The sequence below is a fragment of the Pseudoalteromonas sp. NJ631 genome, assembly GCF_000276645.1.
GTDB classification, from domain to species: domain Bacteria; phylum Pseudomonadota; class Gammaproteobacteria; order Enterobacterales; family Alteromonadaceae; genus Pseudoalteromonas; species Pseudoalteromonas piscicida.
In genome coordinates this window covers 543,888-559,204 of the sequence record NZ_AKXJ01000001.1, presented here as the reverse complement: position 1 = coordinate 559,204, position 15,317 = coordinate 543,888, and the positions used below count along the sequence as shown (strand labels likewise).

General features: G+C 43.9%; 12 protein-coding genes and 6 tRNA genes. 16 read left to right on the top strand and 2 right to left on the bottom strand.

Going from position 1 to position 15,317, the window contains the following annotated elements; genetic code table 11:
• Positions 1-43: 43 nt before the first annotated feature.
• Together A587_RS0102670 and A587_RS0102665 are read left to right on the top strand one after the other, a co-directional pair.
• Entirely contained in the window at positions 44-1,000 is a 957-nt protein-coding gene (locus tag A587_RS0102670) for a glycerophosphodiester phosphodiesterase family protein (RefSeq protein WP_017216325.1), read from the top strand.
• A gap of 127 nt (positions 1,001-1,127) precedes the next feature.
• Positions 1,128-1,607: a hypothetical protein gene (locus tag A587_RS0102665; protein WP_017216324.1), complete on the top strand. Its 480-nt coding sequence runs from the start codon at positions 1,128-1,130 to the stop codon at positions 1,605-1,607.
• A gap of 87 nt (positions 1,608-1,694) precedes the next feature.
• Here the strand turns inward: A587_RS0102665 and srmB are convergent, their stop codons facing one another.
• Positions 1,695-2,921: an ATP-dependent RNA helicase SrmB gene (gene srmB, locus A587_RS0102660; protein ID WP_010606189.1), complete on the bottom strand. Its 1,227-nt coding sequence runs from the start codon at positions 2,919-2,921 to the stop codon at positions 1,695-1,697.
• 67 nt (positions 2,922-2,988) lie between these two features.
• On the opposite strand from srmB, the gene A587_RS0102655 reads away from it, so the two are divergent.
• Positions 2,989-3,693 carry a tRNA1(Val) (adenine(37)-N6)-methyltransferase gene (locus A587_RS0102655; protein WP_017216323.1) on the top strand — a complete coding sequence of 235 codons (705 nt, stop codon included), beginning with the start codon at positions 2,989-2,991 and terminating at the stop codon, positions 3,691-3,693.
• 129 nt (positions 3,694-3,822) lie between these two features.
• Entirely contained in the window at positions 3,823-5,421 is a 1,599-nt protein-coding gene (locus tag A587_RS0102650; protein WP_017216322.1) for a hybrid sensor histidine kinase/response regulator, read from the top strand.
• Between the two features lie 49 nt (positions 5,422-5,470).
• Here A587_RS0102650 and fldB read toward each other — a convergent pair whose 3' ends face one another.
• Positions 5,471-5,995 carry a flavodoxin FldB gene (gene fldB / locus A587_RS0102645; protein ID WP_017216321.1) on the bottom strand — a complete coding sequence of 175 codons (525 nt, stop codon included), beginning with the start codon at positions 5,993-5,995 and terminating at the stop codon, positions 5,471-5,473.
• An 80-nt stretch (positions 5,996-6,075) separates the two neighbouring features.
• Between fldB and xerD the strand changes: the two genes are divergently transcribed.
• The 12 genes from xerD to A587_RS0102585 all read left to right on the top strand — a co-directional run bounded on the left by xerD (position 6,076) and on the right by A587_RS0102585 (position 13,813).
• Positions 6,076-6,999 (top strand): site-specific tyrosine recombinase XerD, encoded by a 924-nt coding sequence (xerD, locus tag A587_RS0102640; RefSeq protein ID WP_017216320.1) that lies wholly within the window; start codon positions 6,076-6,078, stop codon positions 6,997-6,999.
• A 98-nt stretch (positions 7,000-7,097) separates the two neighbouring features.
• Positions 7,098-7,835, top strand: coding sequence for a bifunctional protein-disulfide isomerase/oxidoreductase DsbC (gene dsbC, locus A587_RS0102635; RefSeq protein ID WP_017216319.1), 738 nt, complete (start codon positions 7,098-7,100; stop codon positions 7,833-7,835).
• A gap of 101 nt (positions 7,836-7,936) precedes the next feature.
• The gene (gene recJ / locus A587_RS0102630; protein ID WP_017216318.1) at positions 7,937-9,670 is read left to right on the top strand and encodes a single-stranded-DNA-specific exonuclease RecJ; all 1,734 of its coding nucleotides are present in this window, start codon (positions 7,937-7,939) and stop codon (positions 9,668-9,670) included.
• 170 nt (positions 9,671-9,840) lie between these two features.
• Positions 9,841-10,939, top strand: a protein-coding gene (prfB, locus tag A587_RS0102625) for a peptide chain release factor 2 (protein ID WP_099030198.1) whose coding sequence is annotated in 2 segments (ribosomal slippage) — positions 9,841-9,915 and positions 9,917-10,939 — 1,098 coding nt in all. Because the reading frame shifts where the segments join, the coding sequence is not laid out codon by codon here.
• Between the two features lie 27 nt (positions 10,940-10,966).
• Positions 10,967-12,517 carry a lysine--tRNA ligase gene (gene lysS, locus A587_RS0102620; RefSeq protein ID WP_010375973.1) on the top strand — a complete coding sequence of 517 codons (1,551 nt, stop codon included), beginning with the start codon at positions 10,967-10,969 and terminating at the stop codon, positions 12,515-12,517.
• A 238-nt stretch (positions 12,518-12,755) separates the two neighbouring features.
• On the top strand, positions 12,756-12,938 hold the full coding sequence (locus tag A587_RS0102615; protein WP_010375970.1) for a hypothetical protein: 183 nt from the start codon (positions 12,756-12,758) through the stop codon (positions 12,936-12,938).
• Positions 12,939-13,057: 119 nt separating this feature from the next.
• Positions 13,058-13,150, top strand: a tRNA-Ser gene (locus tag A587_RS0102610).
• Between the two features lie 21 nt (positions 13,151-13,171).
• Positions 13,172-13,248: transfer RNA gene (locus tag A587_RS0102605), tRNA-Arg, on the top strand.
• 54 nt (positions 13,249-13,302) lie between these two features.
• Positions 13,303-13,379 (top strand) — tRNA-Arg (locus A587_RS0102600).
• 136 nt (positions 13,380-13,515) lie between these two features.
• Positions 13,516-13,592: transfer RNA gene (locus A587_RS0102595), tRNA-Arg, on the top strand.
• A gap of 30 nt (positions 13,593-13,622) precedes the next feature.
• Positions 13,623-13,715, top strand: a tRNA-Ser gene (locus A587_RS0102590).
• A 21-nt stretch (positions 13,716-13,736) separates the two neighbouring features.
• Positions 13,737-13,813 (top strand) — tRNA-Arg (locus tag A587_RS0102585).
• The last annotated feature ends 1,504 nt before the right edge of the window (positions 13,814-15,317 follow it).

Here is a 15,317-nt window from a genome sequence, read left to right as displayed (position 1 = left end):
CGTTAGCTTTTCATCGACCATCGACCAAGGAATCAGGCAATAAATGTTTATAAAAATAGTTAAGACGTTTTTGATCGCACTGTCTTGCATAATCACACTAGGAGTTGTTAACGCTTATATGTTTGTTCCTGACCTACAGCGACATGGCGAGATCGTGGCCTATCGAGGAGGGGGAAGCGCAGTTAACTATGAAAAATTAAAAAAAACTGGCTGTACCGCCCTTTCAATAAAAGCATCAAACATCAATGCTGTTGAGAACACACTAGAAGCTGTAGCTTCTTCCGTTGCAGCCGGAGCGAACGTAATTCATCTAAATGTTCACAGAACTCGTGATGATCAACTGGTTGTTTTTCATGACTGGACGTTAGATTGTGCCACAAACGGGTCTGGGCCGGTACATAAAGCATCATTTGAGCAGTTGAAAAGTATTGATGCAGGATATGGATATACGTTTGATGATGGTGCGACTTTCCCGTTTAGAGGAAAAGGTTTTGGGATTTCTAAGTTAGAGGCGTTTTATAAACGGTATCCAAAGCATGAGTTTTGGTTAAACCTAAAGGATAACGACATACGTTCATTCGAAACTCTATATGAGTATCTATCTGGAAAAAAATCTAGCCATATTGTAATTACCTCTTCAAAAGGTATGGAGTGGTTTCGAAACAAGGATTCATCTTTACGGTTAGCAAGTGTTGGTAGTGTAAAGAATTGCGGAATAGATTATCTTTTAGTTGGATGGGCGGGATTAGTTCCTGAGTCCTGTAGGAACACCATTCTTTTTATACCTCCCTCGATGACAAAGTATTTTTGGGGCTATCCTGAACGCCTCGCATCAAGATTGCAGAGCTATGGTTCGGATGTTTATCTTTGGTCCCGACATGAATCGATTACCCAATCCTACTCTGATGTAGTCGCATCGGGTATTGGAGTTATCACTAGTGATCTTGATTTTATTCGTGCAGCACAAGCTAACAAACGCATCAATCAGGACGCTCACTAACTCGCGCTACGCGAGCGTTATAAATACTTTCAGACACTGTGCGTAAATACATTAGGGGATAAATATCTCAGGTTTAATCGGCGTAAATACTAAAGTCTTAGATTTTTTAACAACAAAAAGGATCACTATGAAAATCAAACAGCATTTCACAAAATTATTATTACTATCGGCATTTTTTAGCTCTGGTATTTATGCAAACGAGAGGACTGTCGAGTTTTCTGTGCCTGGAAATCAGTATTGTGATGCGAATCATGTGACTGAGTTATCACTGGTAGTATCAAATTTAAGCGATGTTGAAACAACAATAAAATTAGATCTATACACAATCAAAGGCACTCCTTTGATACATGGAGGAACAGCTAATAACGGTATGGAATCTGAGCTTACAACTGGACAGGAGCTGGTATTAAGTGGTCGAGCAACTACAACTTACCACATTCCATTTGGTAAAGGGAATGTTGCATGTTCCTCTAGAATCTACCATGGGAAAATAACAGTATCCAGTCTTAATGGTAGAGTCATTGCTTCAGGCTTTATTTCAGGTAGAAATAAAGAGCTCTTCCGAAGTTCTGCGCCAATTATAATTAACGGCGGCAACGCGTTTTAAAATCGAGCAATCGCATTTATCCAGATTAGCACTTGCTCAAATTAGCATAAAAAAACCAGCGTACTGTACTGACGCTGGTTTTCTGGGTTACTTTTTCTTTTTAACCTTGGCGGCTTTCTTTTTCGCCTTGATTTTCACCGGATCTTTTTTCTTCTTCGGTGCTTTTGCTTCTTTATGTTTAGGTTCTAAGCCTTTAATTACACGGCGCTTAAGTTTTTGGTCGGTGTACCGCTCAACCTTACCTAAAATCTCAACATCGTGAGCTTCAACCAAAGAAACCGCGGTGCCTTTTTTACCAGCGCGGCCTGTACGACCAATGCGGTGTACATAGATATCTGCGGTGCGTGGCATATCAAAGTTAAATACGTGACTGATATCCGCAACGTCGATACCACGGGCTGCAACATCTGTTGCCACTAAGATATTCGTCTTACCACTGTGAAAACTCGCCATCGCAGCCATGCGTTTGTCTTGTGGCATTTCACCACGTAGCCAAGTGGTTTTAATGCCTTTGGCAAATAGCTCGCCAACGAGTGTTTCTAGGCGTTCACGCGTTTTTACGAAGATAACCGCTTTGGTGACTTCTTCGTCATCTAGTAGTTGTGCGAGCAAATTGACTTTGTGCTCGTAGTTATCTGCAAGGTGAACCCACTGATGGATTTTACCTTTTTCTTTACGTGATGGCGTGGCTTCAAGTAGTGCTGGGTCTTGTAATATACGCTCAGCAAACTTCTCAACGCTTTCGCCCTCAAGCGTTGCAGAGAACAAAAAGCACTGACGACGGTTAACCGCTTCAGAGCAAATACGTAGCATTTCTTTTCGAAAGCCCATGTCTAGCATGCGGTCGGCTTCATCTAAGATCAGTAGCTCAACGTTTTCTGCGTGGAAGTTCTCGGTTTCAAGATATTCCATCAAACGACCTGGCGTTGCGATAAGGATATCATTGTTCTTTTCGAAGATTTCTTTGTGACTGCCGTAATTAATACCGCCAGTTACCACGCCTATTTTAAGGTTAACACCTGCGGCAAGGAGTTCACATTGCTCGTGTATTTGATAGGCAAGTTCACGGGTTGGTGTCATGATAAGTACGCGGGCAAAGCCTGGCTCTTTACGAGGGAAATCAAGCAAATACTGAATCGCAGGGATCAAGAATGCAGCGGTTTTACCCGTACCGGTTGGTGCGCTGGCGAGAATATCTCGGCCAATTAGCGCTTCAGGAATAGCCATCTGTTGAATGCTGGTGGGAGTATCGAAACCCATTTTTTTAATCGCACTAATCAGCTTGCTGTCTAAATCAAATTCAGTAAATTGCATATTGCATCACAAATAAAGGACAATAGCGGAATTATACGTTGCTATTGCATTTTCTCAAAGGTATAGGATGTCTCAGTTTGCATTTAAACAGTTTTCGGTGACCCAGCATCATGCGGCAATGAAGGTTTCGACCGATGGTATTTTGCTTGGCGCGTGGGTTCCTCTCGCTAAAGCCAACCGGATTGTTGATGTTGGAACGGGAACTGGGCTTATCGCATTGATGTGTAAACAGCGAAGTCCAACGAGTAAAGTCCATGCGGTTGAGCTTGATGACGATGCGTTAAAGGATGCTGAATTTAATATCAAGCACAGCCCGTGGCCTGATATTGAACTGCATCGCTGTGCAATACAAGAGTTTGATAGCGAGCTGCGGTTTGACCTCATGGTATCAAACCCACCTTACTTCAACGCGAGTTTGAAAGGAGAAAATCAAGCGAGAAATAGAGCAAGACATACGGACAGCCTAAGTTTTGATGCGTTGCTTGATGCCTTCGAAAAGTTTACGTCGGATGCTGGGCAACTTGCGGTAATTTTACCCTATCAAGAGAGTGTGCTCTTTTGTCAGCTTGTCAAAGCGCGAAATTGGTTTCTTGTTTCAAGCTGTGCAATTAAAACTACCCCGAGTAAATCTTACTCTCGCAGATTGGTATTGATCAGCAAACAAAACATAGCGCAACCAAGTGATGAGCAATCGTTGGTGATATACGATGTAGATAACCAATATACGAATGATTTTGTTTCTTTATGTCATGAGTTTTACCTAAAAATGTGATGGATATTTTTTGCTCGTATCGTGATTTATCTTCTACACTTTAGCTGAGAAATAGTCAGAATCATCGTGTCAAAAGTGCAGTCTGATTTACGTGTACTTAGCTGGTTTAATTCGCTTGTGTAGGTGTTCATGAAAAAAGCCGAGATCCCAAATAACGAAGAAAATCGTCTCAAAGCGCTGCGCGAATATAAGGTATTGGATACTGCTGCTGAAGCAAATCTTGATGAAATTACGCAGCTGGTGTCAGAGATCTGTGGAACGCCTATCGCGCTAATTAGCTTGATAGACACAAATCGCCAATGGTTTAAGTCCAAAGTGGGGCTGGATGTGGATGAAACCCATCGAGATATCTCCTTTTGTTCTCATGCTATTTTGCAAGAAGATGTATTTGAGGTGCAAGACGCCCTAGAAGATGAGCGCTTTTTTGACAATCCACTGGTTACTGGCGGTCCGAAAATCCGCCATTATTCCGGTGCACCGCTGATTAGCTCTGGCGGTTATAAGGTAGGCACTATTTGTGCTATCAGTGATAAGCCCAAAAAACTTACTGATTTGCAAAGGAAAACACTTGTCACCTTGGGTCGTCAGGTAATTCGGCAACTTGAACTGCGCAGAGAAGTAAACGTACTTAAGCTGCTCAATGATTCCAAAGACAATTTCTTATCTGATATCAGCCATGAATTACACACTCAACTTAATGCCATCATTGGCTTTAATGATGTGGTACTCAACTCTGCTGAAGCTGAAGGGTTTTCTGAATCTACGACAAGCTACCTGCAAAATATAGAAACAGGGGGGAGTAAGCTGCTTACTGTCATTGATTCCGTATTAGAGCTTGAGCTTATTGAAGGTGAAAAAGTTCAGTTTGAACCCATTCTTTGTTCATTACCCGATTTACTCAAACAGTCAGTTGCTCGCTTTGCTACTGAGGCAAAACAACACGATATTACGATTACGCACTCTATTGCTGGTGTCTATAAAGGTGAGGCTTTGATGCTCGATAAGGATAAAGTGTCGCGCGTTATAGAGACTTTACTCGACACTGCAATTCAGAGCAGCGAGGCTGGGCAAGAAGTGGTGCTTAGAGCATATGTAATTGGTAATGAAATACAGTTTATTGTAAAAGACAGTGGTAAAGGTCTTTCAGCGCTTGAGCAAAGTAATCTATTTGACCGTTTTAGTATGTTTGAGGGTAGAGGAAACTTAGGGGTTGGATTAAGCCTATGTGTGACAAAAGCACTTATTGATATTATGGGGGGGCGGATCAGCGTTTCCAGCCAAGAGGGCGAGGGGACCGAGGTGGTGTTTATTATTCCGTGCCGAAGTGAAAGTGGAGTAAAAGTCGCTTCGCCACCAAAAACAGAGCATATCGCCATTTTCTATCATCAAATTGGTGTAATAGAAGACAATCCGCTTAATCAGCTACTGATCACTGCGATACTCGACAAACTTAGTTGTAGCTATGATATTTTCGAATCTGCTGAAGCCTATTTTGAAGTGGCAAAAGAAAAACACTTTGACATCATTTTTATGGATGTGAATCTTCCGGGTATGAGTGGTACAGAGGCGGCACATTTAATCAAACAGGAAAATTCAAGGTTACCGATTTTGGCGATAACCGCTGATATTTTCTTAACTCAAGCTCAAAATGAAGTTTTTGATAATGTGATCCATAAGCCCTATAAGCTATCACAAATTGAGGCTGCGTTGAGCCAGTTTTACAGCTGATACAAGGATTGGGCGTTACCACTTTGGGTTAGTGCTAACGCCTACTGCGCTAAACATCTAATTCGGCGTATTCCGTCATGATTTGCTCTATCCAAGTTGCGATACGCTCGTCGCTTTTGTCGTATTGACTGTCTTCATCTAGTGCCAGGCCAACGAACTGACTTTTATCTTCGGTAAGTGCTTTTGACGCTTCAAATTCATAGTCGTCTGAATTTGGCCAGTAACCTAAAAAGATGACGCCTTGAGGGGCAATTTTTTCATGTAGCATGCCTAGTGCATCTTGAAACCATTCACCATAACCTTGTTGGTCACCCATGCCGAATAGCGCTATCACTTTGTTGCTCAGATCAACGCTGTCGATATCGTCCCAATGAGACTCCCAGTCTTCCTGAAGTTCGCCGAAGTCCCATGTTGAGATACCAAAAATGAGGAAGTCAAACTGCTCAGCTTGTTTTAGCGGCTCGTCCTTAATATTAAATAAGGTAATTGTGTCTTTGCCGATGATTTCCTGAATCTTTTCTGCGGCCATTTCTGTGTAACATGTTGTCGAGCCGTAAAATAACCCAATTTGCATTGTATTTATCACTTTCAATTTGACTGGTATTATAGGTGGCAAGTCTACATCATGACGTTAATAATTAATACAGGTACTCTGTGAGCGAACACCAAGCAACTACCCATACACTGTCCGATCTACAATATATAGAAGCCTTTTTAGATGCGCTATTTTTGGAGCAAGGGCTCAGTGAAAATACCATTGCAGCCTATCGCAGTGACCTTGAAAAGTTTCTCTTATTTATAAAAGCAGAAACCTCGGTGTCTTCTTTACTGGCAATCACAAGTCAGGACGTCGAAGCTTATTTGGCACACAGAATAGACAAGGGCTTAAAAGCAAAGAGTAACGCGAGAGCCATCAGTGCATTAAAGAGATTTTATTTATATTGGTTGCGAGAAAAACAAATCGCGCAGTCTCCACTGGATACTATTGCGCAGCCTAAAACAACACCGTCGCTGCCAAAAACCTTGTCAGAGCAAGAAGTTGAGGCCTTGCTAAATGCTCCTGATTGTGACGACCCTATGGGGCTGAGAGATAAGGCAATGCTCGAGCTATTGTATGCCACGGGGTTGCGCGTGACTGAGTTAGTCGGGCTAAGAATGGAGCAAGTCAACATGAGACAAGCTGTTGTCCTTGTGCGTGGTAAGGGAGGCAAGGAGCGCTTAGTGCCGATGGGTGAAGAAGCATTGCATTGGATTGAACAATTTCTCAAAAAAGGGCGGGGCTTAATGATCAAGCATGCTACCGATTTTGTCTTTCCATCCAAGCGAGGCATAGGTATGACGCGACAAACTTTTTGGCATCGCATAAAACACTATGCTATTTTGGCAGACGTTAAGTCGCCGTTATCGCCACATACGCTACGTCATGCTTTTGCAACACATTTATTGAATCATGGCGCTGACTTGCGAGTTGTGCAAATGATGCTTGGCCATAGCGACTTGTCGACGACTCAAATTTATACACATGTTGCCAGTGAACGTTTAAAAACATTGCACCAGCAGCATCACCCAAGAGCTTAATTTTTGTTGCTTGGGAATTATTTATGGTTACTCCGGTCTTAGTGAGTAACACAAAGGGGCGTGTGATCCCCTCAAATAACAGGTTTAGAGAGAACATAATGAAAAAACTAATAGTTGCCGCTTCACTGGCATTGAGCTTTGGCGCTTTCGCTGAGCAAGTTGAGGGTCCTGCCGCACCAACAGCACAAGTAGACCCAATTACGACGCAATTTAGCGGATTAGGCATTACGGTTAAGCAAATCAAAGATAGTCCGCTTGCGGGCTTAAAAACAGTGATCACAGATAAAGGGGTGCTGTATTCAAGTGCCGATGGTAAATATCTGATTCAGGGAACGATGATCGATCTTGATAACCGTCGTAATATTACCGAAGACGCGTTGAGTGATGTGCGCCAAAAAGGTATTGCTGAATACGAAGACTCAATGATCGTCTATAAAGCGGAAAATGAAAAACATCAAATCACGGTATTCACAGACATTACTTGTGGCTACTGCCGCAAACTTCACCGTGAACTAGAAGATTACTTGGCAGCTGGTATTACCGTGAAATACCTAGCTTTCCCGCGTGGTGGTTTGCGTGGTTCAGGCTATGAAGATTTGAAAAACGTATGGTGTGCAAAAGATGCAGCGGCTGCACTTACTGAGGCGAAAGCTGGTGGTGAAGTGAAACCAGTTGAAAACTGCCAAGCGCCAGTAGCCGAGCACTATCAACTTGGGCAAAGCTTTGGCATTTCAGGAACACCAGCGATCATTCTTGAAGATGGTTCTATGATCCCAGGTTATCAACCTGCAGCAGCTATCGCACAAATGCTAGACGCAAATAGCCCTAAGTCATAATGACTCACGCGTAGCGATGGAGTTCGCGTTGAGAACTCGATAAGATAGCAAGATAAAGAATATAAAAGGCCATTTTGGCCTTTTTTGTTTTGTGAAAAAGTATGCATACAGAAATTAAACCAAGAGACCGAGTTGATGACAGCCATTTACCGGCATCATTGCACCCCGTAATCAAGCAGCTTTATGCTGCCAGAGGGGTTAAATCGGTCGTTGAACTCGATAATAGCGCCGCAACCTTACACGATTTTAAATTATTTAAAGACATCGAGCTTGCAAGCCAAATTCTGGCTGAAGCACTTTCTTTGCAACAACAAGTGTTGATTGTTGGTGACTTTGACGCTGATGGCGCAACGAGCACCGCCGTATTAATGGAGGGGTTGCCTCAGTTTGGTTTTCAGCGGGTGGATTACCTCGTGCCAGATAGATTTAGCTTGGGGTACGGTCTCAGCCCAGCATTGGCCGAGCAAATCGTCGCCATTAAACCTGATTTGGTGATCACCGTAGATAACGGTATTTCCTGTATTCGCGGTGTCGAAATCGTGAAGCAAGCGGGTATTAAAGTGATTGTTACTGATCATCATTTACAAGGTGATGAGTTGCCGTGTGCCGATGCGATTGTTAATCCAAATCGTCTTGACTGCGATTTCCCGTCTAAGTCTATCGCGGGCGTTGGGGTTGCCTTCTATCTGCTGATAGCGCTGCGGCATTACTTAAGGGCGCAAAACTATTTCATGGAACAAAATGTTGCGATGCCAAATTTGGCGGCATTATTAGATATTGTCGCCCTAGGCACCGTGGCTGACGTTGTGGCTTTGGATGCGAATAACCGCACTTTGGTATATCAAGGGCTCGCCCGGATCCGCAGTGGTCAAACGCGGCCGGGGATCCAAGCGCTTATCGAGGTTTCTAACCGTAATAATGCTAGATTAAGTGCCAGTGATTTTGGCTTTGCGTTAGCACCAAGACTCAATGCCGCGGGGCGTCTTGACGATATGAGTTTAGGTATTGCTTGCTTGTTATCGAAAGACATTAATCAAGCCCGCCGTATTGCGTCCGAGCTCGATAGTCTCAATATAGAACGACGCGAGATTGAGCAAAGTATGCAGCAAGAGGCGCAAGCGGTATTAGAGCGTTTGGTACTTAAAAGCCAAGAAGTACCAGATGCCTTGTGTTTGTATCAAGATGATTGGCATCAAGGTGTGATAGGTATTCTAGCGGGACGCTTAAAAGAAAAGTATCACCGCCCGTGTATTATTTTTGCACAAGGCGACAACGGCGAGATCAAGGGCTCCTGTCGTTCTATTGAAGGTCTACACATGCGCGACCTGCTGGAGGCAATCAATACCCAGCATCCAGAGTTAATTGTAAAATTCGGTGGTCATGCGATGGCAGCAGGATTGACCATTTTAGAGTCTGAATTTGCGCGATTTAAACAGGTATTTGAACAAAACGTCAGTGCGACGCTGAGTGAAGAAGCAAAGCAAAGCATTCTGTTGACGGACGGTGAACTGCCGGGCGATTGCTTTACCATGGATTTTGCTTTTGAACTACAGCAGGCAGGTCCGTGGGGGCAGCAATTTAGTGAGCCGGTATTTCAGGATGTATTTGAGTTGGTGCAGCAACGTATTGTTGGCGACAAACATCTAAAACTTGTGCTTAAGCATCGTTCAGGCCGATTGGTTGATGCGATAGCATTTAACATTGACGTTCGGGCTTGGCCAAATCTCCAAGCAACCCATGCTTTGTTTGCCTATCAATTAGATATTAATGAGTTTCGTGGTAAATATAATTTGCAGCTCATTGTGCGTGAACTTCAGGCGCAACCGAATTTATAGAGATGTGCGTACTGAGTTTGTTAAAAAACTCCCAAAATTCTCACTTTAAGGGATGCTAAGCGCGGTTATTATTTGATACTATTGGTCGCTTAAATCTATGGTCTGACCCGTTGTCAGACCTGTTTGTGTGAATTCACAAACCGACAAATTTAGTTCTGGAGTAATGGTAAATGTTTGAAGTGAATCCTGTGATTAACCAAATCAAGGAAATTCGCGAACGTACAGAGCTTCTTAGGGGGTATCTTTGACTACGCTCTAAAGCAAGAGCGTTTAGAAGAAGTTAATGCCGAATTAGAAGATCCCGCTGTATGGAATGAGCCGGAAAGAGCCCAAGCACTGGGCAAAGAAAAATCGAATTTAGAAGTGATTGTTGAAACCATCGACAATCTCGTGTCTGGTGCCGATGATGCAGAAGGTTTGGTTGAGCTTGCCGTAGAAGCCGAAGATGAAGAAACCTTCACTGAAGCAGAGCAAGAGGTCAACGGCCTTGTTGAGCAGCTGGAAAAACTAGAGTTTCGTCGCATGTTCTCGGGCGAGCAAGATGCCAACGATGCGTACATCGACTTGCAGTCAGGTTCTGGCGGTACTGAAGCCCAAGACTGGTGTAACATGTTGCTGCGTATGTATTTGCGCTGGGCTGAGGCGAAAGGTTTTAAAGCCGAAATCGTTGAAGCGACCGATGGCGATGTTGCAGGTATTAAGGGCGCGACAGTTAAAGTCACGGGCGAATATGCTTATGGTTGGCTTCGTACAGAAACGGGCGTACACCGCTTAGTACGTAAGAGTCCTTTTGATTCAGGCGGCCGTCGTCATACTTCGTTTGCTTCTGTATTCGTTTACCCAGAAATTGACGACAATATCGAAATCGATATTAATCCAGCAGATCTTCGTATCGATGTATATCGTGCATCGGGCGCGGGTGGTCAGCACGTTAACCGTACAGAATCTGCGGTACGTATTACGCATTTACCGACTAATACGGTAGTGCAGTGTCAGAATGACCGTTCGCAGCACAAGAACAAAGATCAAGCGATGAAGCAGTTAAAGGCGAAATTGTTTGAACTTGAACTGCAAAAGCAAAACGCTGAAAAGCAAGCCCAAGAAGATGCAAAATCTGACATCGGTTGGGGTAGTCAAATCCGTTCATACGTGCTAGATGATTCACGTATTAAAGATTTGCGTACAGGTATTGAAAATCGCAATACCCAAGCCGTACTAGACGGCGATTTAGACAAATTTATCGAAGCAAGCCTGAAATCAGGCCTTTAATCCACAAGCTAAACTAAGAGCTAAACAATGACAGATCACAATCAAGACGAAAATAAACTTATTGCTGAGCGTCGTGGCAAGCTAGATGCGATCCGGGAAAATTGCCCTGCGAATGGCCACCCGAACTCATTCCGCCGCGAAGACTACACACAAGATCTACAAGCTAAGTTTGGTGATAAATCGAAGGAAGAGCTAGTAGAACTTGATCATCATGTTTCTGTTGCGGGTCGTCTGCTTGCGAAACGTGGTCCTTTCTTAGTGTTGCAAGACATGAAAGGTCGTATTCAGGCTTATGCTTCAAAAGACGTACAAAAAGACCTAAAAGAGAAGTATGGTCAATTAGATATCGGCGATATCGTTGGTGTTAAAGGCCCGCTTCATAAATCAGGTAAAGGCGATTTATACGTCGACATGGTTGAGTATGAACTACTGACTAAGTCGCTACGTCCACTACCTGAAAAGTTCCACGGTCTGACTGACCAAGAAGCAAAGTACCGTCAGCGTTATGTTGATTTGATCACTAACATGGACACGCGCGAAACATTCCGTATTCGTTCAAAAGTGATTGAAGGTATTCGTCGTTTCTTAGCTGAGCGTGACTTTATGGAAGTGGAAACGCCGATGCTACAGGTTATTCCGGGCGGCGCGTCTGCACGTCCATTTGTAACGCATCACAATGCACTAGATATTGATATGTATCTACGTATCGCGCCTGAGCTATATCTTAAGCGTTTAGTGGTCGGTGGTTTTGATCGTGTGTTCGAAATCAACCGTAACTTCCGTAACGAAGGTTTATCTACGCGTCATAATCCAGAGTTCACTATGATTGAGTTCTATCAAGCATACGCGGATTACAATGATTTGATGAACTTGACTGAAGACATGTTACGCACCGTGGCACAAGACGTGTTAGGCACTACTACAGTTGTTAATACTGTGAAAAATGCTGAAGGCGAAGTGACAGAGACGATTGAGTATGACTTTGGCAGTGCATTCCAGCGTTTGTCTATGGCTGATGCTATTTTACAATATGGCCCAGATGCTGAAGCACAAGCTGAAATCTTCAAAGATCCAGAAAACCACTTTGAAGCACTAAAAGCATACGCTAAGAAAGTTCACGTTAAGATCCCTGAAAACTGTGTATGGGGCCCTGGTAAGTTCCTATGTGAAATCTTCGAAGAAGTTGCTGAGCACAGACTTATCCAACCGACATTCATCACGGAATATCCTTGGGAAGTGTCTCCGCTTGCGCGTCGTAACGATGAAAATCCATTTATCACAGACCGCTTCGAGTTCTTCGTGGGTGGCCGTGAGCTTGCAAATGGTTTCTCTGAGCTTAATGACGCTGAAGACCAAGCTGCGCGTTTTGCTCGCCAAGTGGAAGAAAAAGATGCTGGTGATGATGAAGCAATGCACTACGATGCGGATTATATTCGTGCGCTAGAGCATGGTTTACCACCAACAGCGGGTGAGGGGATTGGTATCGATCGCCTTGTGATGTTATTCACAGACTCACCGACTATTAAAGACGTTATCTTGTTCCCACACATGCGTCCTGAAGTACAAGCTGAACAGTAAGTATTTTCACGTAATCTGAAAGTACATCTAGAAAAGCGCCTAATGGCGCTTTTCTGTTATTTGCGTAAGATAAATCTCACAGTATTTTTAAATACTTAGTTTTATTATGTAGTTATTGCCAACTCCTACTCATCATAAAAGTTGTTTCTCTTTTGAAACTAGATTATCCCAATTTCCTAACTAGTCTTTTTCAAGTTCTAATGCTGCGTTAAAAATAACAAATAGGGAATCCAATAAGATGAGCAATAATGAGTTTGAAAATGTTGATGAGCACGAGCAAGCGAGAATTTTATATTATCGGGCTTGTATCGCTGAGTTTCAGCAGCTTGGTTATCAAGAAGCATTTTTGGACGAAGTTTTGCGTCAACAACGTGCATTAAGAAATACTTACAGCGATCCTAACCCCCTACAAAATGAGTAAAAATTGGCGTTAGTGCCGAGTAACTAAGCAGACTGCACAATCTATCACCATTCAGTGCTTTTTTACAAGAAAAGTATTTGACATATTTTTTCTAACCTATATTATACGCCCCACAAGACGGAGAGGTGGCCGAGTGGCCGAAGGCGCTCCCCTGCTAAGGGAGTATAGGGTTTGTAGCCCTATCGAGGGTTCGAATCCCTCCCTCTCCGCCATTTTTAATGGTTGTCTTGTACGGACGCATAGCTCAGCTGGATAGAGTACCTGGCTACGAACCAGGCGGTCGGAGGTTCGAATCCTCCTGCGTCCGCCACTTTTCTTTTAGTGGTTAAATATAAAAGAAGTTGGAAAACTATACATTCATAACGGACGCATAGCTCAGCTGGATAGAGTACCTGGCTACGAACCAGGCGGTCGGAGGTTCGAATCCTCCTGCGTCCGCCACTTTTCCTTAAGTGGTTAAATAATAAAGGTAGGAAACAGGAAGCTGAAGGTTCACCTTCAAAAGACACGTCCTGCGTCTGCCACTTTTCTTTTAGTGGTTAAAAATAAAGAAGTTGGAAAACTATACATTCATAACGGACGCATAGCTCAGCTGGATAGAGTACCTGGCTACGAACCAGGCGGTCGGAGGTTCGAATCCTCCTGCGTCCGCCACTTTTCTTTTAGTGGTTAAATATACAAGACGGAGAGGTGGCCGAGTGGCCGAAGGCGCTCCCCTGCTAAGGGAGTATAGGGTTTGTAGCCCTATCGAGGGTTCGAATCCCTCCCTCTCCGCCATTTTTAATGGTTGTCTTGTACGGACGCATAGCTCAGCTGGATAGAGTACCTGGCTACGAACCAGGCGGTCGGAGGTTCGAATCCTCCTGCGTCCGCCACTTTCCCTCAAGTGGTAAAATAAAGAGATAAACAAGCCGACGGAAGTCGGTTTTTTTGTGCCTAAACATTTCGTGTAGGAGCAGGCTTACCCTGCGATCTTTTACAAAAGTTGAGTATGATGGCGGTCGGAGATTCACTCTCCATAACACACGTCCTGCGTCCGCCACTTTCCCTCAAGTGGTAAAATAAAGAGATAAACAAGCCGACGGAAGTCGGTTTTTTTGTGCCTAAACATTTCGTGTAGGAGCAGGCTTACCCTGCGATCTTTTACAAAAGTTGAGTATGATGGCGGTCGGAGATTCACTCTCCACAACACACGTCCTGCGTCCGCCACCTTCCCTCAAGTGGTTAAAGAATGAAGGTAAAAGCAGGCGGTCGGAGGTTCACTCTCCACAACACACGTCCTGCATCCACTACTTATCTCAAGTGGTAAAATAAAGAGTTAAACAAGCCGACGAAAGTCGGTTTTTTTGTGCCTAAACATCTCGTGTAGGAGCAGGCTTACCCTGCGATCTTTTACAAAAGTTGAGTATGATGGCGGTCGGAGATTCACTCTCCATAACACACGTCCTGCGTCCGCCACTTTCCCTCAAGTGGTAAAATAAAGAGATAAACAAGCCGACTGAAGTCGGTTTTTTTGTGCCTAAACATTTCGTGTAGGAGCAGGTTGACCCTGCGATCAGTTACGAAAGTTGAATATGACTGCGCTCGGAGATTCACTCTTCACAACACACGTCCTGCAGCGTCCGCCACTTTTCCTTAAGTGGTTAAATAATAAAGGTAGGAAACAGGAAGCTGGAGGTTCACCTTCAAAAAACACGTCCTGCGTCCGGCACTTTTCTTTAGTCACTCTCCACAACACACGTCCTGCATCCACTACTTATCTCAAGTGGTAAAATAAAGAGATAAACAAGCCGACGGAAGTCGGTTTTTTTGTGCCTAAACATTTCGTGTAGGAGCAGGCTTACCCTGCGATCTTTTACAAAAGTTGAGTATGATGGCGGTCGGAGATTCACTCTCCACAACACACGTCCTGCGTCCGCCACCTTCCCTCAAGTGGTTAAAGAATGAAGGTAAAAGCAGGCGGTCGGAGGTTCACTCTCCACAACACACGTCCTGCATCCACTACTTATCTCAAGTGGTAAAATAAAGAGATAAACAAGCCGACGGAAGTCGGTTTTTTTGTGCCTAAACATTTCGTGTAGGATCAGGCTTACCCTGCGATCTTTTACAAAAGTTGAGTATGATGGCGGTCGGAGATTCACTCTCCATAACACACGTCCTGCGTCCGCCACTTTTCCTCAAGTGGTTAAAGAATGAAGGTAAAAGCAGGCGGTCGGAGGTTCACTCTCCACAACACACGTCCTGCATCCACTACTTATCTCAAGTGGTAAAATAAAGAGATAAACAAGCCGACGGAAGTCGGTTTTTTTGTGCCTAAACATTTCGTGTAGGAGCAGGCTTACCCTGCGATCTTTTACAAAAGTTGAGTATGATGGCGGT